Here is a 25992-nt window from a genome sequence, read left to right as displayed (position 1 = left end):
TCAAGGCCGGACACATGTGAGCACTCTGCCGGAGTTCATCAGAATCAAATCAGGCCTTGACCGAAGGGGTGTCCACACATGCCTCGCGAGGAAGGCGCGCATGCGCCGGGGAAGAAGGTCGGCGACGCCGTTGCGGGACCGGCGGACCCCGCCAGACCCGCCGCGAGAGAGGTCCGTTCAGGGCGGCAGTCGATATGCGGGAGGTTCACAGCAGATGCGGTCCAGCCTCGACAATTGGCTTGCTGCACGGCGATAATCCCCTCCATGCTTCGCGTTCTTTCGATCCTCGCCCTCGCCGCCGCGACATCGGCAACGCCGATCGCCGGCGCGGCCGGCGATGACGGCTCGGGCCGCGTGGCTTGGGTGACGGACGGCGACACGTTCCGGCTGGAAAGCGGGGAGCGGATCAGGATCGCGGGGATCGACGCGCCGGAGACGCACCGCGACCAGGCCAGATGCGCAGGCGAGGTAACGCTGGGATTGCGCGCGAAGGACCGCGCCACGACGCTGCTCGCGGGGCGCGACGTGACCTTCCGCCGCGTCGGTCGCAGCTACAGCCGGACCGTCGCTGAGGTTTTTCTCGACGGCCATGACCTCGGCACCGAGCTCGTGCGGATCGGGGTCGCAGCCTGGTGGCCGCGCGGTCGGCCGAAGCCGAGCTGGTGCGGATAGATGCCCTGAAGCCGGGTTGATCGGTCATCGCCGAAGGGTATGTTGAGGCCGCCTCCTGCGCCGACAGGTTCCAATCGATGAAGACGATCGAACGGGCTGCCCGCGCGCTCTGCAAATTCGACGGCCATGCCGAGAACATCAAGTTCGAGGGCGCGCCGATGTGGCGGAGCTACGTCCCACAGGCACGCGCGATGTTCGACGCTATTCGCCCTTCAGCGCCGGCAGGGGCCGATATTGCGGCGTGGCGCGCGATGATCGAGGCCGCCCTCGGCGAGGCCGACGACCTCTGAGCGGGATCGCTCGCCGCGTGGCCGACGCCCAAAGGCGGAGGCCACGCGGCGCGAATTTTCAGCCGATAACGAAGGGCGGCACCGCGAAATCGGCGGCATCGAAGTGCGCGACGATCGCCGCGAAGCTGCCGAGCCGCTCGGCGGTGCAGCGACCCATGAGGACATAATCGTCCTCGTCGGCGGCGTAGCATTGCGGCTCGCCGCTGCCGGTGAACACGGTGCGCTCTGCGCCCCATTGGCCGGGATAGGCCCCGGACCACCGCGTGAACGGCAAGCCGTTCTCGATGCAGAATGCCTCCAGTCCCTCGAACCGGCCCCACGCGACTTCATGCGCCATCAGGGTAAGGGGTTGCCGGTCGGGAAGCTCGGTTATCGTGAAGTCCGATCCATCCCAATCGGTCGACAGTCCTTCGGCGTTGATGACGCGGGCCAGGTCGAGCAGCAGATTGGCGGGCAGATTGCCGCCGATGGTGATGGATGCCGAAACGCGGTCGGCCATGACAAATCTCCTTGAAAAGATGCCGCGCCGCGAGGCCATTGGCCGAGCGGCGCGGCCGAAATTGGGGGAAGAAACGGGCGGCGGACGTGCCGCCGCCCGTCGGTGGTCACGCCGCGAGCGGCACCGGCTCACGCTTGGGCGCGTGGTCCGGCGCGGGGAGCGCCAGCACTGCGCCCGGCGCTGCGGGGTCCGGCTCGTCGTCGGTTCGGCGCGCGGCCTCGACCTTGGCATGGGCCTTGATCGTTCCCACGCCGCCGCGCGTGGTGTAGGCGGACGGCGGGAAAGCCATCCAACGCGGCACCCAGTTCTCGACCTTGGCGCGCCCGTTCCCGCCCGCCAGATGGTCGGCGACGATCCGCTTCAAGGTCTTGCCCTTCTCCTTGGTATTGGCGGCGGCGACGGTTTCGCCCGCGACCTCCGCGACGATCCGGGTCAGCACCTCCTTGTCGCGGAGAAGCTCGAAGAACGCATCGTCCGCTTGCCAGTAGCGGGCCATATCGATGCCAATCGTCATGCCGACCGCCTCGACGGCGGCGCTGCCTGCGGCCATCGTCTCGCCGATGACGATCACGATAACGTCCATCACCGCGCGGTCGGGCAGGTCGAGCAGACGAAGGAACACGCCCGCCAGACCATAATCGTCACCATTGCCGCCGGTCACGGTCGGCTCGTCGGCAGAGAAGCCGAGCAGCGCCAGCACCGCCCGACGCTTCTCGTCGAAATCGGCCTCGCCACGGCAGGTCTCGACGCTCTCGCGCACCTCGTCGCCGCGCGCGGTCTGCGGTTCGGGCTTCACGCTCCACAGATGCGATCCGACGATGGCGTGCGCCACCATCAAGCGGAGCGCGACCTTGGGATGGCCGGTCAACGCGGCGCGCACGGCGGCATGGCGGTGCAGGTCGATATAGGTCTGCATTGTGCTCGTCACCTCGGGCCGGGCGGTCTTGATGCCGGTGTCCGGCGTTGCGCCCCGTTCGAGCCGCTTCGCCTCCTTGGCGGTCAGATAACCCTCGTGGAAGGTCACCTCGCCGCTGGCGCGCACGTCGATATAGACGCGCCCGCCCTTGCGCTTCGGGGCCTTGGTCAACTCGTAGACGTGGAAATAGGTGTCGGGCGGAACGACCACCACGTCGGACCATCCGGCCTCCAGATAGTCCTCGCTGCGCGCCGCGATCACGACGTTCTGCGCGGTCCAGAAGGCGTCGCTGTCGGCAAAGAACTGTTCCTTGCCGAACAGGTCGCCGATGATCTGGCCTTTGTAGGCGTCCAGTGCGAACAACGCCTTGTCGGTGCTGATCTCCTGCCCACCGAACAGCCACGCTTTCAATTGTCGCCCGGTGGGAACATAGGCGCCGGGGTCGTCGAACAGCGCCAGCCATGCGCGTTGCTGGCTCTTGCTTGCGAGGGTCAGATGCCGGACGGTCGCAGCATCGATCTTCTCCTTGCGATAGAGGTCGCGGATGCGCGGCAAGAGATTGCCGAGCGCCAACACGCGCCGGACCATCAAATCGGGAAGCCCGAAGGTCGCCGAAATGTCCTCGATGCTGCGGCCTTCCTTCGCCAGCCGGACGAAATTTTCCCATTGGGTCACCTCGTCGGCGTCGAGCCGTGCCATGTTCTCGATCATCGACGCCTCGATGGCGTCGGCGTCGTCGCCATCCTCAAGGATGGCGCAGGGCAGCGGCTCGGCCTCGCCCTTTTCGTCGGCGATGAGCTTGGCGGCGGTGTAGCGCCGCGCGCCCGCGACGATCTCGAAGGCGTCGGGACTGCAACTGGGCCGGACGATCAGGGGCACGAGAACCCCCCGCTTGCGCACGGTGGGAAGGATGTCGGACACGTCCGGGGCCTTCTTGGCATAGCGCATGTTGGCCTTGCTGACGGACAGCTTGCCAAGGTCGATAAAGTCGAGTTTCATCTTACGCACTCCATGTGAGTGCCGGTCCGTCTTTCTTTCCCGGACGGCGGACCGGCTTACGAAAGCGGCGAAAACGCGCCGCGCGTCATCCGCCAGAGGGCGGAAGCTCAGGACCGTCACCGCCTCGGGCGGCACGGCGCAAAAGGGTTTCGGCCCACAAGATCGATCCGGCGCGGCGCGCCCATTCGGTCCATGTCGAAATCGGGTGGATGCTCTCGAACGACAGGTCGCGTTCGATCCCCATGCCGAACGGCAGGTGAACGCCGGCCATTTCGGACAGGCTGAACACGCCAAGCTCGGGACAGCCGAAGCCGAGGTCAGCGAGGCCGAACAGCGTGTCGCCATCGTCGTAAAGCTCGGTCGCCAGCCAAGTCGCCGCGCCAAGCGGGTTGAAGAATTTGGCAACCGGCACCGGGTCGGGTTCGGCCCGTCCGCCCATCGCGGCAGCGTGGCGGTTGATTTCGTTCGCGCGTAGCGCGAAGCGAAGCTCAGGGGTCAGGAGGATCATGCCGCCAGCCTCCCCTCGGCGCTGGCGTCCTGCACCGCGCGGTGGCGCGCAAGCAGCCACTCGGCGGCCTTACTGGCGGCGCTCGCCGCGCGGAAGATCGCGCGATTGTCCTCGCGCATCACCTCCAGCCACGATGCCAGATAGTCAGCGTGGCGGACGGTCGGGACGATGCCGAGCGCGGCGCAGAGGAACGCCGATCCCATCTCGGCGACCAGTTCTTCGCGGGCGTAGTCCTTGCTGCCGAAGGCGTTGCGGAGGTCGCGCGCCAGCCGTGTAGGGTGTCCGGTGGCGTGGGTCAGTTCGTGAAGGCAGGTCCGGTAATAGTTGATCTGCTCGTAGAAGGCGGGCTGCGGCGGCACCTGCACGAAATCCTCGCTCGGGACATAGAAGGCGCGGTCGCCGCCGATGCGGAAATCCACGCCCGATGCGGCAATCATCTCCTCGGCAACCGGCACGATCTCGCGCTCGGGAAGCAGCGCGGGATCGGACGCCAACCCGACCCGCAAGCCTTCGCACTGCGCGACGTTGAACACGATGAAGCGTTTCAGGAACGGCACCGCCTTGGGATCGCCGCCCTCGCGCGCGGCGCGCTCCTTCTCGGCCTCGGGGGTGAAGCGGTCGGCATAGACTACGGTCACGCCATGCTCGCCCTTGCGGACGCAGCCGCCCGCCTCCTGTGCCTGCCGGAAGGTCAGCCAGCTTTGCGAGGACCAGCCATGCTCGATAACCGCGCCCCACAGGATCAGGACATTCACGCCCGAATAATTGCGCGCGGTCAGCGCATTGCGCGGCAATCCGGGGCCGGTCCCGCCCGTCCGCCCCCAAGGCTGCACCCAAGGGAAGCGCCCGGCCTCTAGCTCGCCGACGATCCGGGCGGTAACCTCATCATAGAGGTTCGCGCGACCTTCGTTGCGGTTCGGTTCGGCACCCTCGCGGCGGGCGCTGCGGCTCGATTGTCTCGACATGATCGGTCCTCCACGCCACCCCAAAAAGCGCATGGCCTCCCCGGAAGGCGGGGGTGGGCGGCGAGACGCGACCAAGAGGCCCGGCTCCAGTGGCCGGCGGCACCGCAGGGCGGAACGAAGTGAAGCACCCCAAAGCGCAGCGGAGGGGTTGCCGCTGGCCGCGACGGGCCTAGCCGGGAGCGCCGCCCGCACCCGCCTGACCGGGAGAGGCCACAAGCAAAGCCGCCGCGCCCGCCGGCGCGGCGTCCACAGCCACGCCAGCGATCGTCACCGGGAGGCCGAGACCCGGCAACGGGGCTCGGCGGAGACCGCCCTCAGGCGGTCGAAGCAGAGCGCGGTCGCACTGCGGTGCGAGGCGAGCCAATCGGCCAAATGATCGGCGCGTGTCCGTGACTGGCAAGGCAGAATGTCCGATCGCAGTTCCCGGACGCGCAATTTCCGTTTCACTGCGGCCAGACGCCCGGGTGTCTACAGATAGGTTCAAGTTTCTTAGATTATTGATCGATGGCTGCTCGTCAGCCCCGCCCTCTAAGTGAGAATCAAGGGTTTATCTCAATCAAGATTCTTCCGATCTCAGCCGGATTTCTCGATCAAGACAGCGCGAGGTCCAGAGCGAACCATTTGCTTGCCGGTCGCTACGAGGCGCCGCACGAGTGATTTTCGATGCTCGCCGTCGCCCGGCCAATGTCCAGGCCCAAACAACGCGTCCGCGATGTCCCTGAGGCTGGCGCCTGCCGCGCGTGCATCAGCGGCTTGAAGCGCTCGGAGTCTGCCGGCCAGCCGTGTATTACGACCTGGGGCTGGGCGCGCCGTCACGAGCGAACGGATCACCGTCAATCTCAACTCCAGATGACAATCGTCGGGCAAATCGAAGTGCAGGCTTGCCGGGCCCGCTGAAACCCTTCCCTCGATCAGATCGAGCCGGATCAGATTGCCGCCGCGATTGATCCAGAGGTGTTCTCCCGCCTCATCATCAACAATCCGCACAGCTTCGTTAGCTAGATCACGGATATACCCCCCATCTCGCGAGGGCGGGAACGCTCGCACGGTGATGACTTGCGGATCGAACGCCGCCGACCAAATCGGTAGTACAACCGAGCAGTCTGGTCTGAGCCCCGATTATCCTCCACCTATGAGTAGAGCCGCTAGCCCGATTGATGCCCATGCTTGGGCGTGATGACAACCGGGTTGGGGGTTAACCCCCAACCCGGTTTGCCGACTGATTTGGTGGCCATCTCGGCCGGGGTCAGGTTTCCCAGGCTCGAGTGGGGCCGATAGTGATTGTAGTCGTGCCGCCAGGCGGCCAGCACCGAACGGGCCTGGGCCAGGCTGGTGAAGATCGTCTCGTTCAGGCACTCGTCCCGCAGGCGAGCATTGAAGCTCTCGATGAACCCGTTCTGCTGTGGCTTGCCCGGTGCGATGTAGTGCCATTCGACCTCGCGCTCCTTGGACCAGCGCAGGATCGCCATGCTGGTCAGTTCAGTGCCGTTATCGCTGACGATCAGCGCTGGGCGGGACCGTTCGGCAATCGCCCAGTCCAGCTCCCGGGCGACCCGCAGGCCTGAAATCGAGGTGTCTGCGATGAGCCGGACACACTCGCGAGTGAAGTCGTCAACCACGGCGAAGATCCGGAACCGACGCCCACAGGCGAATGCATCGGACACGAAGTCCAGCGACCAGCGCTGGTTGCAGCCCTGCGGGATGGCCATGGGCGCCCGTGTGCCCAGCGCCCGTTTGCGGCCGCCGCGGCGCCGCACCTGCAGACGCTCCTCGCGGTACAGCCGTCGGAACTTCTTATGATTGATACGAACGCCCTCACGTCCCAGCAGCCAGTGCAGACGGCGGTAGCCGAACCGGCGGCGCTCAGCCGCGAGGCCCCGCATCCGCTCCCGGATCGCACCGTCATCGCCGCGCCGACTGCGATACCGCACCATCGTCCGGTCTACACCCAGCACATCACACGCCCGCCGCTGGCTCACCTCGAACACCCGCTCAAGGTGAGCCACCGCTTCCCGTCTGGCGGCGGGCGCTACCATTTTTTTGATGTGATCTCCTTGAGCATCGCATTGTCCAGCATGGCTTCGGCCAGCAGCTTCTTCAGCTTGCTGTTCTCATCCTCGAGCTGCCGCAGGCGCTTGGCCTCGGACACCTCAAGACCGCCGAACTTGGCCTTCCACTTGTAGAAGGTCGCACTGCTGACCCCGTGCCGACGGCAGACATCTGCCGTCGGCACACCAGCCTCCTGCTCCTTCAAGATCGCAATGATCTGCTCCTCGCTGAACCTGCTCCGCTTCATTCCGTCCGACTCCTTCCATGGGCCGGACTCTACTCAAATCTGGAAGAGTTTGCGGGGCTCAGACCAAGTCGAATTCGGGGTTTTCGGGGAAAGTGCAACCCCCAGTCCGCCGCAAAAGCAGGGTCAGCGGTGGCACTATCAGACTTTTCCGACGTCAATTGGCGAAATGCTGCTCGATAGCCGGGATTTCGGCGCAGGACTTCCCAGGCCAAGGCCTGTCGCCCCCGCCGAACTACAGTGTCCATCGCGTCGAGATCAACGGGTCTCACCGATGATACCTAAACGGGTCTCGATCGACTGGATCTGATCGAACATAAAGGCCTCCTTACCCTGGTATTAAGTCCATTTGGACCGGATATATTGTGTCGCTGCCCGCCGCGCTGCTGCTAGGATCGGTGGCGGGGCGACTAGCCTTGGCAGCCCTTGTCAGAACTCAGCAAACCGCAGAGCGATTCAGAGCGGAACGCCAAATTTCAACCAGAAATTGTTACCACCTGCGCGATTGCGGACGAGCGTATCGCGAAAGTAGGCGAATGAAATACCGCCATGACCGATGGCGAGAAAACCTTGCGCGCCGACGCCGAGAACCCTGCTCCGATTTCCACCGGGTACCACGACGCCTGACGATCGATCGTCGGTGAATTGAGTAGAATAATAGGCGGCCGGACCAATTTGAAGTCTGCGTTTCACGTATGAGGCACCAAACGTAAACGTCTGGATGCTACCCGACTCGTATCGCGTCGTCCGATTGATCGTGTTAAATTCGGTTACGGACGTGATGTCCAAGTTCACATGCTTCGTGGGCCGATAGGTAACGTAAACGGCTGGCGCGATGGTAAAATGATTTGTACCAAGCCCAGTGTTGATCGGGTCTCCACGATTATATGTCCCAAGAGGCACCCAGACAGCAGTCGAAAGCGATGCCGAAAGGCGACCGTCATTGTAGTTCACCGCAATCGGGAACAAAATTGGATCGGTAAAACCGGTCGAACTGCGTGAGGCCGAGCCGCCCGGCGTGGGAACTTTTACGTTGACCGTCCCAACGCCGGCAACGATCTGGGAAGTAAATGTCACTTTGCCGCCGTCCAACGACACCGGCCAGCTGTGAACGAGGCGAAATGCCGAAACGTATGCTTCAACGTGAGAGCCGTCCAGGCGTTTGTCACCTACGAAGATGTCGCCCTCAAACAAGGTGTTGTAGTTCAGCAAGATCGTGCTCTTGGGCGGAGGGGTAACCGCGGTGGCAATCGAATCCACCCCGGCGGAATATTCGCTTTTCCCGCCTTCGCTGGCGTAGGCAGGGTTTGCAAATACAAAAGAAAAAATGCTGCTTGATGCGATCAGCCAAAAATTATTAAAGATTCTCCGACGATCATTGCTTATTTCAGACATTTTCTTCCCCTGTCCATTCTATTTTTACAGACGCCAGATTGTTGCGTCCGGCTAGATGGGTCAGCAGGGGAGATTTTCTCCATCCAATTCGTTTTTATGCCGATACACATACCGCTTTGGTATAGGAGATCGAAAACTAATCTGCGAATCTGGTATGATCGTATCATGCCCACTGCGGCTACGGATGCGCTTGCCCGACAGGAAACGCCTGTTCTTGCGAGGAAGCCGGAAGGTCTGCAGCCTGCGATCTCCGCTCCGTAAAATCGGACCGTAGCCTTCGCTGCCGGGGTTTCGATCGGATGGGACGAAATCGATCGCTTTAAATTCGTGTCCTCTCGCCCAGACTTCGCATGAACGCCGTGAAAATCGGGGCCTTGTTGTTCTTGAGATAGGCGCAGTGGGTCGGGGCGGTGTTTCCAGGGTCGGACAGACGAATAAAGGCGACGCCGGGCATCTGAATGGTGGTCACCGACTGCGGCGTGATGCAAATGCCCGCACCGATCGAAACAAGCGCGAGCGCGGACGTCTGATCCTCGGCTTCGGCTGCTACCGCGAGTTTGACCTCAGCCGCAGCGAGGGCGTTCAACACTGCGTCCGCGAAGCTCGGGCGATTGCCCGACGGAAACAGGATTAGCGCGCGCCCGGTGAGATCGCCGAGCCGCAGAGATGTCGCGCTTGCCAGGCTATCTTCGACCGGAAGCGCGACGAACAGCGGCTCCTCGGCCACCGCGACGACCTCGATGTCGGGCGCCGGATTGAAATAGCGGCTGAACCCGACATCAATTTCGCCGGAGCGCAGCGCCTCATGCTGGCGGTCCTTGCCCATGCGCACAAGTGTGACCTGCGCTTGCGGGACCAAAGCGCGAAACCGGCGTAGAATCATCGGCACAGCTTGATAGATGGACGATCCGAAGAAAGCGACTGTCAATCTGCCGATCTCGCCTCTGTCTGCTGCGCGGCTGCGTTCACCGGCGCGGTGCGCCCGGTCGACAATCTCGCGTGCCTCCTCGAGAAACACGCGCCCTGCCTCGGTCAGGACAGCGCCGCGTGGCGTACGCACGAACAAGGTGACGCCCAACTCCTGTTCAAGCGCATGGATCTGCCGTGTCACGGGCGGCTGGGTGACATGGACGCGCAGCGCCGCGCCGCCGAAGCTGCCTTCCTCGGCGACAGCGATGAAATAGCGCAACTGCCTCAGCTCCACAGAGCGTCTGCCTCATTCCCAAAAGGTATCGCGGAGCGACTGGATCGGTATTTTACAGCGACGAACATCCCGCGATACTGCTCCGCAACGAAGATCAAGACAAGCGAATCCTGCAATGATCGGCAGAGATGCAAAATAAAAAAGGCAGCACGATATATGTTATATTTGGTTCGAATGACGGTCTCACCGCCTTATGGAATGCCGCCCGAGGAGTTTGAACGGCTCAAAAACCAGGAGAAAGAAGTCGGGATCCGTCTGCAACGCGAAGGTGTGTGGAAGCATCTTTGGCGCGTGGCGGGCGCCTATGCCAATGTCTCGATCTTCGAGGTCGACAGCCCCGAGCAGTTGCACGCCGCGATCGGCAGCCTGCCCTTCTTTCCGTTTCTCAGCGTCGAGGCGACGCCGCTCGTCGCGCACCCGTCGTCGATCAACCCCGCGGACAATCCCGCGCTCAAGGAGGAAATGGCGTGAACCAACTGGCTTCCCCGATCGTCGCCGTATCGGACCTCGGCGCCGAGGCGCTGCGGATCCGCGCGGTCAACACCGCCATCGTCGACCTGCCGATCCGCCGCGCGCATCAGTTCGCCAAGGCAAAGATTAGCACGCAGGCGTTTTTGATCGTCGAGATCGAGACCGAGGGCGGGATCACTGGCCTTGGCGAGGGCGCGACTCCTGGCGGCCCATGGTGGAGCGGCGACAGCATCGAGACGATGAAGGTGATGGTCGACACCTATCTGGCGCCGGCGATCATCGGGCAGAGCGCGGGCGACATCACCGCGCTCCACAACCTCATGAACAAGGCCGTGTTCGCCAATCAGTTCGCCAAGGCCGCGATCGACACCGCCTTGTGGGACATCGTCGGCAAGGCGCTCGACGCGCCCGTTTACGCGCTGTTCGGCGGCATGGTCCGCGACAGCACCGAAATCAGCTGGGCGCTGGCGACAGGGGTTGCGGCAAGCGACATCGCCGAGGCCGAGGACATGGTCGAGCGCGGCGCGGCGCGCGTCTTCAAGCTCAAGGGCGGCGCCAAGCCGCCGCGCGAGGACGCCGAGCGCGCGGTCGCGGTGGCGCAGGCGCTGGCGGGTCGCGCGGAGATCCGCATCGACCTCAATCAGGTGTGGGACGAGACCACCGCCAATCAGTGGATCCCGGTGATGATCGAGGGCGGCGTCACCGTGGTCGAACAGCCGGTTCAGGGCTGGAATTTCGACGCGCTGCGCCGCATTCGCGAGCGTTTCGGGATCAAGGTGATGGCCGACGAGAGCGTGTTCACGCTCCAGGACGCGATGCGTCTGGCGAGCAGCGCGGCGGTCGATGTCTTTGCGTTCAAGGTGATGAAGGCGGGCGGCCTGCACGCCTGCCGGCAGATCGCTGGCATCGCCGAGGCGGCGGGGATTGCGAGCTACGGCGGCACCTTCCTCGAAAGCTCGATCGGCACCTCCGCCGGTCTTCAGGTCGCGGCGGCGGAGCGCAGCGTCACCTTCGGTTCGGAATTCATCGGCGGCATCTGGCTGGCTGACGAAATTGTGACCGAGCCGCTGGTCTACCAGGATTTCCACGTGTTCGTGCCGACGCGACCGGGGATCGGCATGACGCTCGATCGTGACAAGTTCAACCATTATCGCCGCAAATGAGCGGCGGGCGAGTGCATGGCTCATGAACAGCTTCATTGTCGGCGATGTGGAGATCACGCGCATCGAGGAAAGCCTTACTCCCGCTTATCCGCCGGAATTTCTGTTTCCCGAATGGCATCCTGACTATCTCGACCGCCATCGCGATTGGCTCGCGCCAAATTTCTACGATTTGGAGTCGGGCAAGTTGATTTCCTCGATTCACAGCTGGCTCATCCGCACGCGCGGCCATGTCATCCTCGTCGACAGTTGCGCCGGCAATGACAAGCCGCGCCCCGCCTTCGCGCGGTTCGATATGCAGCGCACGCCCTATCTCGAGCGGTTGCGCGCGGCGGGCGTCGCGCCCGAGGACGTCACCCATGTGCTGTGCACTCACCTCCATGTCGATCATGTCGGCTGGAATACGCGACTGCTCGACGGCCGCTGGGTGCCGACCTTTCCCAACGCCCGCTACCTGTTCTCGCGGCGCGAGAGCGAATTTTGGGACACCCGGAGCGGCGAAGGCGGACGGCTGCCGATCAACGATGGCGTGTTCGAGGACAGTGTCCGCCCGATCATCGAAGCCGGACTCGCCGATTTGATTGATCCGCCGCACGCGCTCACCGACGAATTGACGATCGAGGCCGCACCCGGCCACTCGCCCGGCCATTGCATCATGGTCCTGCGCAGCAAGGGCGAGACGGCGATATTTTCGGGCGACACTATGCACCAGCCGGTGCAAGTCCATGAACCGCACCTCAACAGCTGTTTCTGCGCCGAGCCCGAACTTGCCCGGCAAACCCGCCGTGCACTGCTTGAACGCTGCGCGAGCGCGAACGGACTCATCCTCCCCGCCCACTTCGGTAAACCCCACGCCGGGCGAGTCACCGAGCGCGGCGGCGAATTTTCGATCTCTTTCGATAGCATCTGATGAGGTGCGATACTCGCGAGCTGGCACGGCAAGGAGGTGGTCATGAAATTCTATTTCAACAATGGTTCATGCTCGCTCGCGTCCCATATCGCGCTTGAGGAAAGCGGCCTCCCGTTCGAAACAGTGTGCGTAACTCTGGCTGCAGGGCAGATTCAGCAAGCGGACTATCTGGCTAAAAACCCCTGGGGCAGAGTTCCTGCGCTTGAAACAGCTGGCGCCGTGCTGACAGAAAATGTCGCAATCCTCCAATATATTGCGGACCTTGTGCCTGATCGCGGCCTGCTTCCCCCGTCAGCAACGCTGGAGCGCGCCCGGGCAAACAGGTTCCTATCGCTCCTGTCGAGCACTGTGCACATCGCCTTCCGCCCCCTATTTCGCCCCAACCGGCTTGCCACGACGGAACTCGGCCAAGCGGACGTCATCGCAACCGGAGTTGAAGCGCTGAATGATGTCTTGAAGAAGCTTGAGGCGGAGCTTTCGGCTACCGAATTCGTGCTCGAAAGCGGATATTCGTTATGCGATGCCTATACCTTGGTGTTTGCGTTGTGGACGCAAAAGCCAAGCGCCCGGTTGCTCGTGACCCCAACGCCCAACCTCCATGCCTTGGCGGCGAGAGTGATAAAGCGGCCAGCTGTTCAGGCCGCCATGCGCACGGAAAAACTGATCTTCATCGACGCGAGCCTAACTGCGGCATGAGACAAAAGTGGTGGACGCGCCGCGTGTGGATGGGCCTGGCGGCGTTCAATAATCTTGTAGCCGTTGCGGTTTTGATTTTTGTCACAGTGATTGATCCCGGATTAGCCGCGGCAAATACTTTGCGTTTCGCGGCGCAACTGCAACTCGCACATGGGATGGCAACGGTCAGCTGTGCAACATTCATGAACATCGAGGCGGTCGCCGCTCGGCGCGCGCCTGCCTTTTTTCTTGGAGGCGGAGTGCCGCTTAGCACGGTGATGTATATCTGCCCGGAATGCACAGATCCAATCTATAGGGCAGGTCAACTGATTGCCATATTTGTGGTTTTGACGGGGTGGATAGTCCTGGCGGCCAGCACTTTCGGGATGGGCAATAACTCAAAATATCAATGACAATGGTAGCTTCAAATCAGCTAGGTCTCGTCAAAATCACCAGCGCGTAAAATGCAAATAATTGATATAGTCATCACTGAAATTTTGATAACATTATTAATAACACTCATACATTATACGCTAGCGCGCCACTGTAGGAAATACGTCAAACGCTCCTGCAGGTTCAGACAACAAAAAAATACTGGTTTTGCGGGATCGACGCAACTCCTGACAATGATCTTCTGCAGTTGCTGCTGCTCATCCGTGCGCAGCTTGCTCCAACGGAGCCTCCGGCTTCTTCGCCAGCCAGATGAGGCCCGCGAAGGCGAGGATCAGGATGGCTGCCCATTCGTAGAAGCTGTTGGTGGCGAGCATCGAGGCCTGGCCATCCACCACCCGCGAGAACAGCGGAAGTGCCGCCGACCCCGGTAGATTGGCCGGCGGCTGTGGGCGCGTGGTAGGGTCGATGATGGCGACGAGGTCCGCGCGGCGGGCCTTTGTCGCATTATCCCAATAGGTCTGGGTGAGCGACGTGCCGATTGCCATGGAAAGCACGCGCAAGAAATTTTGCAATCCCGAACCGCCGGCACCCTTTTCCGGCGGAAGGTCCGAAACGCCAAGCGCGGTCAAGGTGATGAGGCACGCCGGTACACCCGCGCCCAGCACGAACATCGCCCAGGCGACAGACCCGAAGCTGGCCTGGGTTGTCAGTTGCAGGCGCATGGCGAAGGAGACCGCCAGGACCCCCATGCCATAGGTGACGATCAGCCGCGGATCGACCTTCGAAAGCAGTCGGCCGACGATCGGCGCCGTGGTCACCGCCAGAATGCCCATTGGCGCGGTGGCGAAACCCGCCCAGCTCGCGGTATAGCCCAACTGCTGCTGGAGCCAGAGCGGCGTCAACACGATGTTTCCGAAAAACACGCCAAACATCAGGCTGAGCGTCACGGTCGAGATCAGCCAGTTGCGTGAAGTGAACACCGAAAGATCGATGATCGGCTCGTCGTCGGTCAGTTCCCAGATGACCAGCAGAACGGCCGCGATGAAGGAAACCGCCGACAGGGCGATGATGAGCGGGCTTTCGAACCAGTCGAGATCGCGCCCCTTGTCGAGCATCACCTGAAAGGCGGTGACGAACGAGACCAACAGGACCAGGCCGACGACATCGATCCTCGACCGCTTCGTCGGCGTCTCACGCGAGCGCATCAGCCACCACGTCAACCCCGCGACAACGAAGCCGAAAAAGATGTTGATGTAAAAAATCCAACCCCAATAGTAATTGTCTGATATATAGCCGCCGAGAATTGGGCCGAAGATCGGCGCCACCACCGTCGTCATTCCCCACAGCGCAATCGCGATATTCGTCCGCTCTCTCGGGAAGATCGAAATCGTCAGCGTCGATGAAAGCGGGATCAGCGGCCCGCCGGCGATGCCTTGCAACACGCGGAAGAGGACGAGTGTTTCCAGCGACGTCGAAAGACCGCACAGCACCGAGCAGATAACGAATGCAACCACGCTGGTGAGAAACAGCTTCACCTGGCCGAACCGCTCGATCAGCCAGCCGGTCAACGGAATGGTGATCGCCTCGGCCACGGCATAGGCGGTGATGATCCACGTGCCTTCGTTCGTGGATACCCCCAGATTGCCGGCGATGGTCGGCATCGCGACATTGGAGATGGTGGTGTCGAGCACGACCATGAAGTTGGCCAGCGAGAGACCGAGGCAGCCGAGGACCAGCGCGGCTCCCTTCAGCGGCGGATATCCGGGGCCATGTTCCGCCGCGCCGGCCATCGGTCACGGCCTCGACGTGTTGACGGTGACGGTCATCGAGAGGCCGACCCTGAGCGGATGTTCGAGTAATTCCTTTGGATCAAGGGCGATCCGGGTGGGCAGGCGCTGGACCACCTTGATCCAGTTGCCGGTCGCGTTCTGCGCGGGGATCGCGGCAAAGGCGCTGCCCGAACCACCCCCGAAACCTTGCACGCGGCCATGATAGACGACACCCGAGCCGTAGAGGTCCGAGGTGAGCGTCGCCGGCTGGCCGGGCTTAACGTCACGGAGCTGCCCTTCCTTGAAATTGGCGTCGACATGCATCGCGGTGATCGGCACCACCACCATCACCGGAACGCCGGGCTGCACCCTTTGGCCGACATCCACCCGCCGCTGATCGACGACACCAGCGACCGGCGCGCGGATCACCGTGCGCGCGAGGTCGACCCGGGCGGCGTCCAGCCGGGCTTTCGCGGCGAGGACCTCCGGGTTGGTTGCGATGGTCGCGTCGGCGAACAGCGCACGGTTCGCGCCGCGCGCGCCGGTCGCTGCGAAGGCGGCGGCCTCGGCCTGCTTGACCCTGAAACCGGCCTCGGCCACGGTCGCCTGGGCATTGTGTTGCAGGGTCAGCGCGTCGCTCAATTCCTGCGCGGAAATAGCCCCCGGGCCGGCCAGGATTTTGCGCCGTTTGACGTCGAGATCGGCCTTGTCGAGGTTGGACCGCGCCTGGACAAGGTTGGTGCGGGCCGCCTCGATTCCCGCCTGCTGCATCGCGGCCTGGCCGGCGAGGCTGGTGTCATTGGCGATCAGTTGGCGCACCCGGCGCCGCGCGCCCTCCAGCACCGCCGCCGCCTGATCGACGGCGAGCCGCTGATCGGTATCGTCGAGCACGACCAGCACCTGCCCCGCCTGCACGGGCTGGGTGTCGATCACCAGCACCGCTTTCACCGCTCCGCCCGTCAGCGGCGTCACCTGCGAGAGTTCGACACCGGTGTAGGCATTGTCAGTTTCTTCGGTTCTGGGTGCGAGAAACGCTGTCCAGATCCACCAGAACACACCGATTGCCGCCACGGCGGCGGTGAAACCCGTGATCAACCGTTTGCGACTCGCTGTCTTCCGCGGATCGCGCGCAAGTTCTTCGGCGGTTTCGCCGGGCGGCGAATCCTGACCGCCCGATTGAGCGTGGTGGTCGGCCGGCCGGCGCGCGGCAGGGCGTGTCTCGTTTGTCACGACGTGGTCCTCCGGGTAGGTGCTCTGCCGCTGAACCCGCCGCCGAGAGCCCTGGCGAGCGTGATATCGAGCTGAAAGCCCCGCAACCGAAGCATGGTGGCCTCATCGCGCGCGGCGATGAGCGCGTTCTCGCTGATCAGCACGGCGTCGAAGTCGGCAAGGCCGCCCTCGTAGCGGAGCTTGGTGAGTGCGTAGGCATTCTGCGCTTTTGCTTCGGCGGCGTCGGCCGCCTGGGCCTCGTTGGGCAGCGCCTTGAGCGAGGTCACCGCGTCGGCCGCATCCTTCAGCGATTGCAGCAACACCTCGCGGTAGCTGGCAACGGCAAGATCATATTCGGCGCGGGCGCCGCGATAGCCCGCCGCCAGCCGTCCGCCTTCGAATACCGGCACGCTGACCGCGGGGCCGACCGTTCCCAGTTGAGAACCGTCAGTGAACAGCCTGTCGAGTCCCAGCGAGACGACCCCGAACACGCCCAACAGATTGACGTTGGGGTAATAGGCGGTCCGCGCCTCGTGGATTTGCTGCGCGGCGGCCTCGGCACGCCAACGCGCCGCTACCAGTTCGGGCTTGCGCCCCACGAGTTCCAGCGGCAGATCGTTCGGCAAGTCCGGGCTGCGGCGGTGGATCAGTGCCGGTGACGCGATCCGGTCGCCACGGTCCGGCCCCGAGCCCGCCAGCGCAGCAATCATGTGACGGACCAGCATGATCGCTTCATCGACCGAGCGAAGCTGCGCGGTGGCGGACTGAACGCCCGATTCGGCCTGATCCATGGCTTGTGCCGGCGCCGTGCCCGCGCGGATGCGCACCGCCACGAGGTCGCGCGCCTCGGTGCGGGTTCGCAACGCGGCAGCCGCGAGGCTCCTGTTCGCCTCGAGCCTCGCAAAATCGGCATAGGCCGAAGCGATCTGCACCGTGAGCATGAGCCGCGCCGCGGCGATGTCGGCCTGCGCCGCCCGCGTCTGCGAGGTCGCCACCCGCAGGGCCGCGCGGTTCTTGCCCCAGAAGTCGATCTCGAAGCTGCCGCTGAGCAGCGCCGAGCCCAGCCAGCTCCACCCTCCCGACGTGGGCAGCTCGATATTCTGCGAGATGCGGGTGTCCTGAACCGCTCCCAACGTGTCTACACGCGGCAGCAGCGCCGCCCGCGCACTGATCGCCTGAGCTCTGGCCAGAGCGACGCGCGCCTCGGCCTCGGCCATCAATGGCGAATTGGCGATGCCCTCGGCGATGAGCTGGTCAAGCTGCGGATCGCCGAAATCACGCCACCAGTCTGTCTTAGGCCACTGCTGATCGCCACCGGGCAGGCTTGCCGAAGTTTCGAATTGCGTGACCGAAGCGATGGTGGGCGACGGCCCGAGGCGTGGCGCGCAGGACGCCAGCGCCACCGCGCTGCACAGGACCGCAACCGATATGACACTTGGTTTGCGGTAGCAGCAATTCATGGCGACAGCTGTCCCCTCTCTAGCAAGTGCAATTAGTGGTAGGACTTTCAAGAATGAATCGACCGAACCGTTCGGTCAAATATCTTAACCGAACGGTTCGGTCAACATTGCCTCGCCGCCTCAGGATGCATAAGGTGGCGTTCCAAGGATCGAGGTGATGTAATGTTAGGCAGCGGCGTAGAGGGCGATAAGCGCTCCCACATCCTGAAGACTGCTGGGATGCTATTCCTAGAAAGAGGTTTTGGCCGCACGTCTATGGGAGAGGTTGCCGCCGCTGGGGCCGGCTCAAAGGGTACGATCTACAGCTATTTTCGGAGCAAGGAAGAACTGTTCAAAGCCTTCATGTTTGAGGCGATCCAAGCGCGCGTTAGCGGCGCCTTTGAGGTCCTTTCCGAAGCTGGCGGAATAAGGACCGCCCTGAACGAACTGGGCCGTCGCTACCTGCGCCTCATAACCGACCCGGTCGTTTCTGCGATTTACCGAGTAGTAATTCACGAGGCGCCACACTTCCCCGAGATCGGCGACATGTTCAACGATGCGGGGCCCAAACCCGCGAAGCGGCATCTTGCGAACTATTTCGCGCAGGGCATCGAACAGGGAAAGCTTGAGATCGGCGACGTGCCTATGGCCGTCGAACAATTTTTGATGCTGTGCCAAGCGCGCATCGTGCAAGATTTCTGGTTCTGCATTCGTGGAGCGCCGACCGAAGATGAGATCGACAAAGCGGTGAACGCCGCAGTCTTCACATTCCTTGCAGCCTACGCCACTGATCAGTGCGATTGAGCGCATCGACGCCGCTCAAGACATACTCGTGGCCCACGCCGACATTCGCAGGCCAGCCTAATTGAAAGCGGAGCAGTTCCTGCCCCGCACTCGAAGCGGACGCGATTTCGTCGTTGCCGATATATTTTGCCGTCGCCATCCTCGCAGCCGGCTACCGACCAGATTGATGGACGAAGGTCGCCCCGCGATGGGGCGGTTCACTCTCGGCTCCAGCCAACACCCGCGCCATTTCAGTCGCGCCACCAGCGTAAAAGCCGAATGCGATCGGACTGAGTTTGAACCTCGGCCGGGAAGCCCACCGATACGCTAAAGGTATGGAGCAGGGCCCAAAAAGGAATTTGAACGAATGTGTCGTGTCGTAAATATTGCTCCTCGGCATATTAGACCAGCTTTTGGGAGAGTCGATCATGGCGGATACAGCACGCATCAATGCTGTCGTGTCGGATATTGTCGAAGGCATCCGCGCGGCGATGTTCAAACACAATGTCACTTACGATGAATATCAAATAGCGCAGTCATTCCTTCTGGATGCTTTCGCGAAGAAGGACATTCCTCTGCTGCTGACGACATTCTTCAACACCACGATCGTCAAGATCGAGGGCAAGATGATGGGCGGCTCCAAACCGTCGCTTGAGGGCCCTTACTTCATCGAGGACTCCCCGCTCATCCCTCAAGATGGCGAACTCGCCGCACGTGAACAGGATCAGGGCCGTATGAAGGCGCTTTTGCGCGGGCGAGTGACCGACTTGGATGGCAAACCGCTTGCCGGCGCGACGATCAATATCTGGCACTCGACGCCTGACGGCCGGTATAGCGGTTTCCACGACGGCATTGCGCCGCACTATCATCGCGGCCGGATCATCACCGATGCCGATGGCCGTTACAGCGTCCGGACGATCATGCCCACGCCGTATCAGATCCCAAGCGATGGGCCGACCGGCGCGTTGCTGACGGCGATGGGGCGCCACACCTGGCGGCCGGCGCATTTCCACTACAAGATCACCGCGCTCGGCATGCACACGCACATCAGCCAAGCCTATTTCGAGGGCGGCGACTATGTCGATGACGATTGCTGCGAGGATGTCTGCGCCGAGCATGTCGTCGCCGAAAAGACCGACGACGGCGTGCGCATCGTGGAGGTCGATTTCGTCATTCCCGAAGCCGTGACGCAAGCGCTCGCTGCCTGACCGACCGAAACGACGGGGGGCCGGGCGCGGGCAGACGGCGCGAGGCTCCCGATGCGTGCCAATGGTTCAGCCCTGCCCTCCTTCCTCTCAAGGGGGCAGGGCTGATCCGCGCGCGAAAAAGGCCGCTTGCTCCCGAACTCGCGAAAGTAGCATCTTCATGCCATTGCAATTCACCTACGAGGCCAATCCCGGACGGATCGTCTTCGCTCCGGGAAGCGTCGAGAGCGTGCGTGACGAGATCGTTCGGCTGGGCGCCGGGCGCGCGCTGATCCTGTGCACCCCCAATCAGCGCGATCTTGCCGAGCGGGTCGCGCTGCTGCTCGGCGATCTTGGCGCCGGCATTTTCGACGGCGCGGTGATGCATGTGCCGGTCGAGACGATCGCGGCGTGCCGTGAACAGGCGGATGCGGCTGCCGCTGATTGCGCCGTGGCGATTGGCGGCGGATCGACGACCGGCCTCGCCAAGGCGCTCACGCTCGAGACCGGCTTGCCGATTATCGCCATTCCCACGACCTATGCCGGCTCGGAAATGACGCCGATTTGGGGCATTACCAAGGACCGGCGCAAGGTCACCGGGCGCCACCGCGCGGTGCTGCCCAGATGCGTCATCTATGATCCCGAACTGCTGCTCTCGCTGCCGCCGGCGATCACGGGGCCGTCCGGGCTCAACGCGATCGCCCACGCGGTCGAGGCGCTTTACGCGCCCGACATCAATCCGATCACCGCGCTGATGGCCGAGGAAGCGATCCGCGCGATGGCACAGGGCCTGCCGCGCGCGGTCGTGGCGCCTGAGGATATCGCGGCGCGGGCGGCGACACTTTACGGCGCCTGGCTCGGCGGCGCGGTGCTCGGCGCCGTCGGCATGGGGTTGCACCACAAGATCTGCCACACGCTCGGCGGCATGTGCGACCTGCCCCATGCCGAGATGCACGCGATCATGCTGCCTTATGTCGCGGCGTTCAACGCGGGCGCGGCACCGCACGCCCTTGCTCGCGTGGCGACCGCGCTCGGCGGATCGGAGGCGGGCGACGCCGCGCGGCTGCTCCATGCGCTGCGGCGCGAGACCTGCCCGATGCAGTCGCTCGCCGCGCTCGGCATGGCGCGCGCCGACATTCGCCCGGCTGCCGAGGCGGCGGCAGCGAGCAGCTACCCCAATCCGCGCGCCGCCTCTGCCGACGAGATCGAGCAGCTGATCGCTGCGGCCTACGACGGCGGGGAGCCACAGCTATGATTCGGATCGAGAAGGTCGAAGCGCAAATTCTCGAGATACCGACGGTACGCGCGCACGTGCTCGCAATGGCGACCATGCGAACGCAGACCGTCACCCTTGTGCGTATTCGTTGCTCCGATGGGGTTGAGGGCGTTGGTGAGGGCACGACCATCGGCGGCCTTGCCTACGGCGCGGAGAGTCCCGCGCATATCAAACTCACGGTCGAGCAGCACATTGCACCAATCGTCGTCGGCAAGGATGCGACCGCACCGGCGGCCTTGATGCATGCGGTGAGAAAGGCGGTTATTGGCAATCACTTCGCGCGCTGCGCCGTCGAGACCGCGCTGCTCGATGCGCACGGCAAACGGCTCAGCCTGCCGGTCAGCGAGTTTTTGGGTGGCCGCGTGCGCGATCATCTGCCGGTCCTGTGGACGCTTGCGACGGGCGATGCGGGGCGTGACATCGACGAGGCTGAGCAGATGCTTGAGCGTCGCCGCCACCGCGCATTCAAGATCAAGATCGGCAAAAGATCGCTGGTTGAGGACGTCGCCCACGCGCAAGCCGTGAAGGCGGCGCTTGGCGAGCGCGCGAGCGTGCGCGTCGATGTCAATCAGGCGTGGGACGAAATCACCGCGCGGCGGGGGCTCGACATGCTCGCCGATGCAGGTATCGATCTGGTCGAACAGCCAGTCGCGGCGGACAACCGCCTTGCGCTCGCCCGACTGTCGGCACGGACGCGCGTGCCGATCATGGCCGATGAGACATTGCAAGGCCCCGTGGACGCTTTTGACCTGGCGCAGGCCGCCGCTGCGGACGCCTTCGCAGTCAAGATCGCTCAATCAGGAGGGTTGTTCGGCGCACGCAATGTCGCCGCCATCGGCCACGCCGCGGGCATTGGCCTTTACGGGGTACGATGCTCGAGGCGGGCGTCGGCACGGCGGCTTCGGCGCAGCTTTGTGCGACCTTGCCCGCGCTCACCTGGGGAACCGAGCTGTTCGGCCCGCTGCTACTTACCGCCGACATTCTCGCGGAACCCATCGCCTATCGCGATTTCGGCATGGTCGTGCCGGCGGGGCCGGGGTTGGGTGTCATGCTGGACGAGGAAGCCGTGGCGTTCCACCGCCTTGATGGCCCGCAACGGCGCGCGTCGGCCAGCGCGTCGAGAGGCTAGCCATGCTTTTTCAGGTCGAAATGGATGTTCGTGTTCCGCCGGACTTCGCTCCAGAAAAGCTTGAGCGGCTGAAGGTCGAGGAAAAGGCTCGCTGCCACGCCCTGATGACTTCGGGTAAATGGCGGCACATTTGGCGCGTCGCGGGCCGCTACGCCAATCTTTCGATCTTCGATGTCGAAAGTCCCGCCGAGCTTCATGAGCTTTTGAGCACGCTACCGCTGTTTGCGTTGATGGAGATCCGGGTCGCAGCACTCTGCCACCACCCCTCCTCCATCCGCGATGATGATCGATAACGACATGTCACCCAAACCGAGAGGAACGCCAGTGAGCGCCGTAACCATTACCAATACCGCAGAAATCCAGGCACTGCTCGACAAGGTGGCGGGGCTCGATCAGACGGCGGGCAACCCGCGCATCAAGGCAATCGTGCGCCGGCTGGTGGAGAATATCTGTCAAGCCATCGATGATTTCGACGTGAACGAAAGCGAATTCTGGCTGGCGCTCAATTTCCTGCAAGGGGGGGCGGGCGAACTCGGTCTCTGGGCGGCCGGGCTTGGGCTTGAGCATTTTCTCGACGTGCGGATGGACGCGATCGATGTCGCCGATGGTATCTCTGGCGTAACTCCCCGCACGATCGAAGGGCCGCTCCACGTCAAGGGCGCGCCGCTGTCGAAGCGCGAGGCGCGGCTCGATGACGGCACCGAGTCGGGCGACATATTGGTGATGACCGGTCAGGTCCGCGACACCGAGGGCAGGCCTGTGCCAGGCGCGATCGTCGATGTGTGGCACGCCAACACGCTTGGCAATTATTCCCACTTCGACCCTTCGCAATCGACTTTCAACAATCGTGGCCGGATCGAGACCGATGGCGAGGGGCGCTATCGCTTCCGGTCAATCGTGCCGTCGGGCTATGCCTGTCCGCCGGGTGGATCGACCGAGCGACTGCTCGACCAGCTCGGACGGCATGGCCGGCGGCCTGCGCATGTCCACTTCTTCGTCACCGCGCCTGGTTTTCGGCACCTGACCACGCAGATCAACATCGATGGCGACCCCTATCTGCACGATGACTTCGCCTATGCAACGCGCGAAGAACTGATCCCCGCGGTTACCTGGATCGAGAATCCAGCAGCGATCAGCGCGGCCGGTCTCGATACTCCCTTCAAAGCAATTAATTTTGACTTTCAAATCGCCGCGACCGCAGGCGAAGGCGAAATGGCCTCGGACCGGCCGCGCGCTGCGGCCTGAAGTAGGAGGCTGATTGTGAAAGGGAAGTTTTGCGAAACTCCAGAAGAGGCGCTCGACGGGCTGCTCGTTCCTGGGATGACGATCATGTCGGGGGGCTTTGGCCTCGTCGGCAATCCCGAGACGCTGATCGACGCGATCGCGCGCGATGGTGTGTCGCGGCTCACCATCATCTCGAACAATTGCGGCGCGACCGGCTTTGGCCTGTGGCGGCTGCTCGCCAACAGTCAGATTGAGCGGATGATCAGCTCCTATATCGGCGACAACGCGCTGTTCGAACAACGCGTGCTCGACGGCGCGCTCGCACTCGAGCTTAATCCGCAAGGCACGCTCGCCGAGCGGATTCGCGCCGGCGGCGCTGGCATTCCCGCCTTCTACACGCGCACCGGCGTCGGGACCGTGGTTGCCGAGGGCAAGCCGCATGAGGAAATTGACGGCGTGACCTATGTCCGCGAGCGCTGGCTGCGCGCCGACCTTGCGATCATCAAGGCGTGTCGCGCCGATCCGGAGGGCAATCTCGTGTTCCGCAAGACCGCGCGCAACTTCAACCCCGACATGGCGACCGCCGCGCGGATCACGGTCGTCGAGGCGGAGGAGCTGGTACCCGCCGGCGCGCTCGACCCCGACCATATCCACACGCCCGGCATCTTCGTCGACCGCATCGTCAAGGCGACGATCAACGAGCGCCGGGTCGAGAACCGGACGACGCGCGCGCGGGAGGCGGTGGCATGAGCCGGGGATGGGACCGTGACGCGATGGCCGCGCGCGCGGCGCGCGAGCTTCGCGACGGCGATTATGTCAATCTCGGCATCGGCATTCCGACGCTCGTCGCCAACCATATTCCGGCAGGGATGCGCGTTACGCTGCAGAGCGAGAACGGCATGCTCGGCATGGGCCCCTTTCCCTATGACGACGAGGTCGACCCCGATCTCGTCAATGCCGGCAAGCAGACGATCACCGCGCTGCCGAGTTCGAGTTTCTTCTCGTCCTCGGCGAGCTTCGCGATGATCCGTGGCGGCCATATCGATCTTGCGATCCTGGGCGCGATGGAAGTTTCCGCCGATGGCGACATCGCCAACTGGAGCGTGCCGGGCAAGATGATGAAGGGGATCGGCGGCGCGATGGACCTCGTCTCGGGCGTGCGCCGGGTCGTGGCGGTAATGGATCATGTCGGCAAGTCGGGCCAGCCCAAGCTGGTCGCGCGCTGCTCGCTGCCGCTCACTGGCCGGAATGTCGTCGATATCGTCATCACCAATCTCGGCGTGTTCGCGTGCGGCAAGCGCGGCGAGGGCATGCGCCTCGTCGAATGCGCGCCGGGGGTCTCGATCGCCGAGCTGCGCGAGACGACTGCCGCGCCGTTTCTGGAGGCGGTCTCGTGATCCGCGACGCGCTGTTGTGCGACGGAGTGCGCACGCCCTTTGGCCGCTATGGCGGCGCGCTCGCGACGGTGCGGCCCGACGATCTCGCCGCGCATGTCATCAAGGCGCTGATCGCGCGCAATCCCGCCCTCGCGCCCGAGGCGATCGATGAAGTCGTGCTCGGCTGCGCCAATCAGGCGGGCGAGGATAACCGCAATGTCGCGCGCATGGCGGCGCTGCTCGCGGGGCTTCCCGAAAGCGTTCCCGGGGTCACCGTCAACCGCCTGTGCGCGAGCGGGGCGGACGCGATTGGCACGGCGGCGCGCGCGATCGCGGTCGGCGCGATCGACATCGCCGTCGCCGGCGGGGTCGAAAGCATGAGCCGCGCGCCCTTTGTCGTCGGCAAGGCCGACAAGCCCTGGTCGCGCGCCGCGACGATCGAGGATACGACGATCGGCTGGCGGTTCGTCAATCCGGCGATGGACGCGGCGCATGGCACGCATTCGATGCCCGCGACAGCGGAGAATGTCGCGGCCGATTTCGGGATCTCGCGCGAGGAGCAGGACCGCTTCGCGCTGTCGAGCCAGAGGCGCACCGCCGCCGCTGCAACCGCCGGCTATTTCACCGAGGAGATCGTCGCGACGCCCGCCCGCGCCGGCAAGGCGGGCATGCTTGTCGCCAGCGACGAGCATCCGCGCCCCGACACCACGCTCGATACGCTCGCGAAGCTCAGGCCCGTCGTCCACGCCGATGGCTCAGTGACGGCGGGCAATGCCTCGGGGGTCAATGACGGCGCGGGCGTGGTGCTGCTCGCCTCGGCCGACGCCGCGGCGCGCCACGGCCTCGTCCCGCGCGCGCGCATCCTCGGCATGGCGAGCGCCGGGGTGGCGCCGCGCGTCATGGGCATCGGCCCCGCGCCCGCGTCGCAGCGGCTGATGGCACGGCTGGGGCTCACGCTCGGCGATTTCGACCTCATCGAGATCAACGAGGCCTTTGCCGCGCAGGTCATCGCGAGCATGCGCCTCCTCGGCGCCGACCCGTTCGCCGATCATGTCAATCCGCACGGCGGCGCGATCGCGCTCGGCCATCCGCTGGGAGCATCGGGGGCGCGGCTCGTGCTCACCGCGCTGCGCGGGCTCGAGGCAAGCGGCGGGCGGCGCGCGCTCGTCACGATGTGCATCGGCGTGGGGCAGGGCCTCGCCCTCGCGCTCGAGCGGGTGTGAAGGGCAGCGACATGGGCCCGAATACGGGCC

28 protein-coding genes and 1 pseudogene are annotated in these 25992 nt (G+C 63.8%); 17 read left to right on the top strand and 12 right to left on the bottom strand.

The window, feature by feature from the left end; translation table 11 throughout:
• Window positions 1-264: 264 nt before the first annotated feature.
• Both CV103_RS20100 and CV103_RS20095 read left to right on the top strand, forming a co-directional pair.
• Window positions 265-672: a thermonuclease family protein gene (locus CV103_RS20100; RefSeq protein ID WP_170112683.1), complete on the top strand. Its 408-nt coding sequence runs from the start codon at window positions 265-267 to the stop codon at window positions 670-672.
• 77 nt (window positions 673-749) lie between these two features.
• The gene (locus CV103_RS20095) at window positions 750-962 is read left to right on the top strand and encodes a hypothetical protein (RefSeq protein ID WP_107395972.1); all 213 of its coding nucleotides are present in this window, start codon (window positions 750-752) and stop codon (window positions 960-962) included.
• Window positions 963-1020: 58 nt separating this feature from the next.
• On the opposite strand, the gene CV103_RS20090 is transcribed toward CV103_RS20095, so the two are convergent.
• The 9 genes from CV103_RS20090 to CV103_RS20055 form a co-directional block, all read right to left on the bottom strand.
• Complete coding sequence (locus tag CV103_RS20090; RefSeq protein ID WP_107395971.1) at window positions 1021-1461, bottom strand: hypothetical protein; 441 nt, start codon at window positions 1459-1461, stop codon at window positions 1021-1023.
• A 106-nt stretch (window positions 1462-1567) separates the two neighbouring features.
• Window positions 1568-3376, bottom strand: coding sequence for a ParB/RepB/Spo0J family partition protein (locus CV103_RS20085; protein ID WP_107395970.1), 1809 nt, complete (start codon window positions 3374-3376; stop codon window positions 1568-1570).
• 85 nt (window positions 3377-3461) lie between these two features.
• On the bottom strand, window positions 3462-3884 hold the full coding sequence (locus CV103_RS20080; protein ID WP_107395969.1) for a DUF2958 domain-containing protein: 423 nt from the start codon (window positions 3882-3884) through the stop codon (window positions 3462-3464).
• Window positions 3881-4849: an ArdC family protein gene (locus tag CV103_RS20075; protein ID WP_107395968.1), complete on the bottom strand. Its 969-nt coding sequence runs from the start codon at window positions 4847-4849 to the stop codon at window positions 3881-3883. Before CV103_RS20075 ends, CV103_RS20080 begins: the two co-directional genes overlap by 4 nt.
• 573 nt (window positions 4850-5422) lie before the next feature.
• Window positions 5423-5836: a DNA -binding domain-containing protein gene (locus CV103_RS20070; RefSeq protein WP_170112682.1), complete on the bottom strand. Its 414-nt coding sequence runs from the start codon at window positions 5834-5836 to the stop codon at window positions 5423-5425.
• A gap of 158 nt (window positions 5837-5994) precedes the next feature.
• Window positions 5995-7145 (bottom strand): IS3 family transposase gene (locus tag CV103_RS20065; protein WP_425443920.1). Its coding sequence is split into 2 segments (ribosomal slippage): window positions 5995-6893 and window positions 6893-7145, totalling 1152 coding nucleotides; the frame shifts between segments, so codons are not numbered across the junction.
• Window positions 7146-7174: 29 nt separating this feature from the next.
• Entirely contained in the window at window positions 7175-7390 is a 216-nt protein-coding gene (locus CV103_RS23265; protein WP_425443919.1) for a transcriptional regulator domain-containing protein, read from the bottom strand.
• A gap of 208 nt (window positions 7391-7598) precedes the next feature.
• A complete protein-coding gene (locus CV103_RS20060) occupies window positions 7599-8537 on the bottom strand; it encodes a SphA family protein (RefSeq protein WP_107395966.1) in 939 nt (312 codons plus the stop codon).
• 319 nt (window positions 8538-8856) lie between these two features.
• Window positions 8857-9726, bottom strand: a complete 870-nt coding sequence (locus CV103_RS20055; RefSeq protein ID WP_170112681.1) for a LysR family transcriptional regulator — start codon at window positions 9724-9726, stop codon at window positions 8857-8859.
• Window positions 9727-9897: 171 nt separating this feature from the next.
• On the opposite strand from CV103_RS20055, the gene CV103_RS20050 reads away from it, so the two are divergent.
• From CV103_RS20050 to CV103_RS22245, 5 genes are read left to right on the top strand one after another with little or no spacing between them, the layout of a single operon-like run.
• Window positions 9898-10212 carry a muconolactone Delta-isomerase gene (locus CV103_RS20050; RefSeq protein WP_107395964.1) on the top strand — a complete coding sequence of 105 codons (315 nt, stop codon included), beginning with the start codon at window positions 9898-9900 and terminating at the stop codon, window positions 10210-10212.
• The gene (locus CV103_RS20045) at window positions 10209-11375 is read left to right on the top strand and encodes a muconate/chloromuconate family cycloisomerase (protein ID WP_107395963.1); all 1167 of its coding nucleotides are present in this window, start codon (window positions 10209-10211) and stop codon (window positions 11373-11375) included. The genes CV103_RS20050 and CV103_RS20045 overlap by 4 nt, the downstream gene beginning before the upstream one ends.
• 22 nt (window positions 11376-11397) lie before the next feature.
• Entirely contained in the window at window positions 11398-12282 is an 885-nt protein-coding gene (locus tag CV103_RS20040; RefSeq protein ID WP_107395962.1) for an MBL fold metallo-hydrolase, read from the top strand.
• 42 nt (window positions 12283-12324) lie between these two features.
• Window positions 12325-12978 (top strand): glutathione S-transferase N-terminal domain-containing protein, encoded by a 654-nt coding sequence (locus tag CV103_RS20035; protein WP_107395976.1) that lies wholly within the window; start codon window positions 12325-12327, stop codon window positions 12976-12978.
• Window positions 12979-13001: 23 nt separating this feature from the next.
• On the top strand, window positions 13002-13370 hold the full coding sequence (locus CV103_RS22245) for a hypothetical protein (protein ID WP_146163461.1): 369 nt from the start codon (window positions 13002-13004) through the stop codon (window positions 13368-13370).
• Between the two features lie 237 nt (window positions 13371-13607).
• On the opposite strand, the gene CV103_RS20030 is transcribed toward CV103_RS22245, so the two are convergent.
• The 3 genes from CV103_RS20030 to CV103_RS20020 are packed head-to-tail and all read right to left on the bottom strand — an operon-like array spanning window position 13608 to window position 17731.
• Window positions 13608-15140: a DHA2 family efflux MFS transporter permease subunit gene (locus CV103_RS20030; protein WP_107395961.1), complete on the bottom strand. Its 1533-nt coding sequence runs from the start codon at window positions 15138-15140 to the stop codon at window positions 13608-13610.
• A 3-nt stretch (window positions 15141-15143) separates the two neighbouring features.
• Window positions 15144-16349 (bottom strand): HlyD family secretion protein, encoded by a 1206-nt coding sequence (locus CV103_RS20025; RefSeq protein WP_245896977.1) that lies wholly within the window; start codon window positions 16347-16349, stop codon window positions 15144-15146.
• Complete coding sequence (locus tag CV103_RS20020) at window positions 16346-17731, bottom strand: efflux transporter outer membrane subunit (protein ID WP_170112680.1); 1386 nt, start codon at window positions 17729-17731, stop codon at window positions 16346-16348. The genes CV103_RS20025 and CV103_RS20020 overlap by 4 nt, the downstream gene beginning before the upstream one ends.
• A gap of 219 nt (window positions 17732-17950) precedes the next feature.
• Here CV103_RS20020 and CV103_RS20015 point away from each other — a divergent pair, with 219 nt between their 5' ends.
• From CV103_RS20015 to pcaF, 10 genes and pseudogenes are all read left to right on the top strand, one after another.
• Window positions 17951-18571 (top strand): TetR/AcrR family transcriptional regulator, encoded by a 621-nt coding sequence (locus tag CV103_RS20015; protein WP_107395958.1) that lies wholly within the window; start codon window positions 17951-17953, stop codon window positions 18569-18571.
• Window positions 18572-18978: 407 nt separating this feature from the next.
• Window positions 18979-19758 carry a dioxygenase family protein gene (locus CV103_RS20010; protein WP_107395957.1) on the top strand — a complete coding sequence of 260 codons (780 nt, stop codon included), beginning with the start codon at window positions 18979-18981 and terminating at the stop codon, window positions 19756-19758.
• Window positions 19759-19915: 157 nt separating this feature from the next.
• Entirely contained in the window at window positions 19916-20989 is a 1074-nt protein-coding gene (locus CV103_RS20005; protein WP_107395956.1) for a maleylacetate reductase, read from the top strand.
• Window positions 20986-21819 (top strand): annotated as a pseudogene (locus CV103_RS20000) (muconate/chloromuconate family cycloisomerase); the annotation flags it as partial. The gene CV103_RS20005 and the pseudogene CV103_RS20000, both read left to right, overlap by 4 nt.
• A gap of 62 nt (window positions 21820-21881) precedes the next feature.
• Window positions 21882-22139 (top strand): enolase C-terminal domain-like protein, encoded by a 258-nt coding sequence (locus tag CV103_RS23175; RefSeq protein WP_342749181.1) that lies wholly within the window; start codon window positions 21882-21884, stop codon window positions 22137-22139.
• 2 nt (window positions 22140-22141) lie between these two features.
• The gene (locus tag CV103_RS19995; RefSeq protein ID WP_107395955.1) at window positions 22142-22432 is read left to right on the top strand and encodes a muconolactone Delta-isomerase; all 291 of its coding nucleotides are present in this window, start codon (window positions 22142-22144) and stop codon (window positions 22430-22432) included.
• A gap of 31 nt (window positions 22433-22463) precedes the next feature.
• Window positions 22464-23384, top strand: coding sequence for a catechol 1,2-dioxygenase (catA, locus tag CV103_RS19990; protein WP_245896975.1), 921 nt, complete (start codon window positions 22464-22466; stop codon window positions 23382-23384).
• Window positions 23385-23399: 15 nt separating this feature from the next.
• The gene (locus CV103_RS19985; protein ID WP_107395954.1) at window positions 23400-24113 is read left to right on the top strand and encodes a CoA transferase subunit A; all 714 of its coding nucleotides are present in this window, start codon (window positions 23400-23402) and stop codon (window positions 24111-24113) included.
• Complete coding sequence (locus CV103_RS19980) at window positions 24110-24760, top strand: 3-oxoacid CoA-transferase subunit B (protein WP_107395953.1); 651 nt, start codon at window positions 24110-24112, stop codon at window positions 24758-24760. Before CV103_RS19985 ends, CV103_RS19980 begins: the two co-directional genes overlap by 4 nt.
• Window positions 24760-25962 carry a 3-oxoadipyl-CoA thiolase gene (gene pcaF, locus CV103_RS19975; protein WP_107395974.1) on the top strand — a complete coding sequence of 401 codons (1203 nt, stop codon included), beginning with the start codon at window positions 24760-24762 and terminating at the stop codon, window positions 25960-25962. The genes CV103_RS19980 and pcaF overlap by 1 nt, the downstream gene beginning before the upstream one ends.
• The last annotated feature ends 30 nt before the right edge of the window (window positions 25963-25992 follow it).

This window comes from Edaphosphingomonas fennica (assembly GCF_003034225.1).
Classification (GTDB): Bacteria; Pseudomonadota; Alphaproteobacteria; order Sphingomonadales; family Sphingomonadaceae; genus Sphingomonas_E; species Sphingomonas_E fennica.
This window is presented reverse-complemented; position numbering and strand designations above follow the sequence as displayed.

Bases quoted from the DNA above. Each gene is read 5' to 3' on its own strand.
- CV103_RS20060 (WP_107395966.1), bottom strand. From the start codon at position 8,537: ATGTCTGAAATAAGCAATGATCGTCGGAGAATCTTTAATAATTTTTGG.
- CV103_RS20085 (WP_107395970.1), bottom strand. From the start codon at position 3,376: ATGAAACTCGACTTTATCGACCTTGGCAAGCTGTCCGTCAGCAAGGCC.
- CV103_RS19995 (WP_107395955.1), top strand. From the start codon at position 22,142: ATGCTTTTTCAGGTCGAAATGGATGTTCGTGTTCCGCCGGACTTCGCT.
- CV103_RS20080 (WP_107395969.1), bottom strand. From the start codon at position 3,884: ATGATCCTCCTGACCCCTGAGCTTCGCTTCGCGCTACGCGCGAACGAA.
- CV103_RS20050 (WP_107395964.1), top strand. From the start codon at position 9,898: ATGTTATATTTGGTTCGAATGACGGTCTCACCGCCTTATGGAATGCCG.
- CV103_RS20075 (WP_107395968.1), bottom strand. From the start codon at position 4,849: ATGTCGAGACAATCGAGCCGCAGCGCCCGCCGCGAGGGTGCCGAACCG.
- CV103_RS20090 (WP_107395971.1), bottom strand. From the start codon at position 1,461: ATGGCCGACCGCGTTTCGGCATCCATCACCATCGGCGGCAATCTGCCC.
- CV103_RS20035 (WP_107395976.1), top strand. From the start codon at position 12,325: ATGAAATTCTATTTCAACAATGGTTCATGCTCGCTCGCGTCCCATATC.
- CV103_RS20095 (WP_107395972.1), top strand. From the start codon at position 750: ATGAAGACGATCGAACGGGCTGCCCGCGCGCTCTGCAAATTCGACGGC.
- CV103_RS20040 (WP_107395962.1), top strand. From the start codon at position 11,398: ATGAACAGCTTCATTGTCGGCGATGTGGAGATCACGCGCATCGAGGAA.
- CV103_RS20030 (WP_107395961.1), bottom strand. From the start codon at position 15,140: ATGGCCGGCGCGGCGGAACATGGCCCCGGATATCCGCCGCTGAAGGGA.
- CV103_RS23175 (WP_342749181.1), top strand. From the start codon at position 21,882: ATGCTCGAGGCGGGCGTCGGCACGGCGGCTTCGGCGCAGCTTTGTGCG.
- CV103_RS20010 (WP_107395957.1), top strand. From the start codon at position 18,979: ATGGCGGATACAGCACGCATCAATGCTGTCGTGTCGGATATTGTCGAA.
- CV103_RS20015 (WP_107395958.1), top strand. From the start codon at position 17,951: ATGTTAGGCAGCGGCGTAGAGGGCGATAAGCGCTCCCACATCCTGAAG.
- CV103_RS23265 (WP_425443919.1), bottom strand. From the start codon at position 7,390: ATGGACACTGTAGTTCGGCGGGGGCGACAGGCCTTGGCCTGGGAAGTC.
- CV103_RS19980 (WP_107395953.1), top strand. From the start codon at position 24,110: ATGAGCCGGGGATGGGACCGTGACGCGATGGCCGCGCGCGCGGCGCGC.
- CV103_RS20005 (WP_107395956.1), top strand. From the start codon at position 19,916: ATGCCATTGCAATTCACCTACGAGGCCAATCCCGGACGGATCGTCTTC.
- CV103_RS20100 (WP_170112683.1), top strand. From the start codon at position 265: ATGCTTCGCGTTCTTTCGATCCTCGCCCTCGCCGCCGCGACATCGGCA.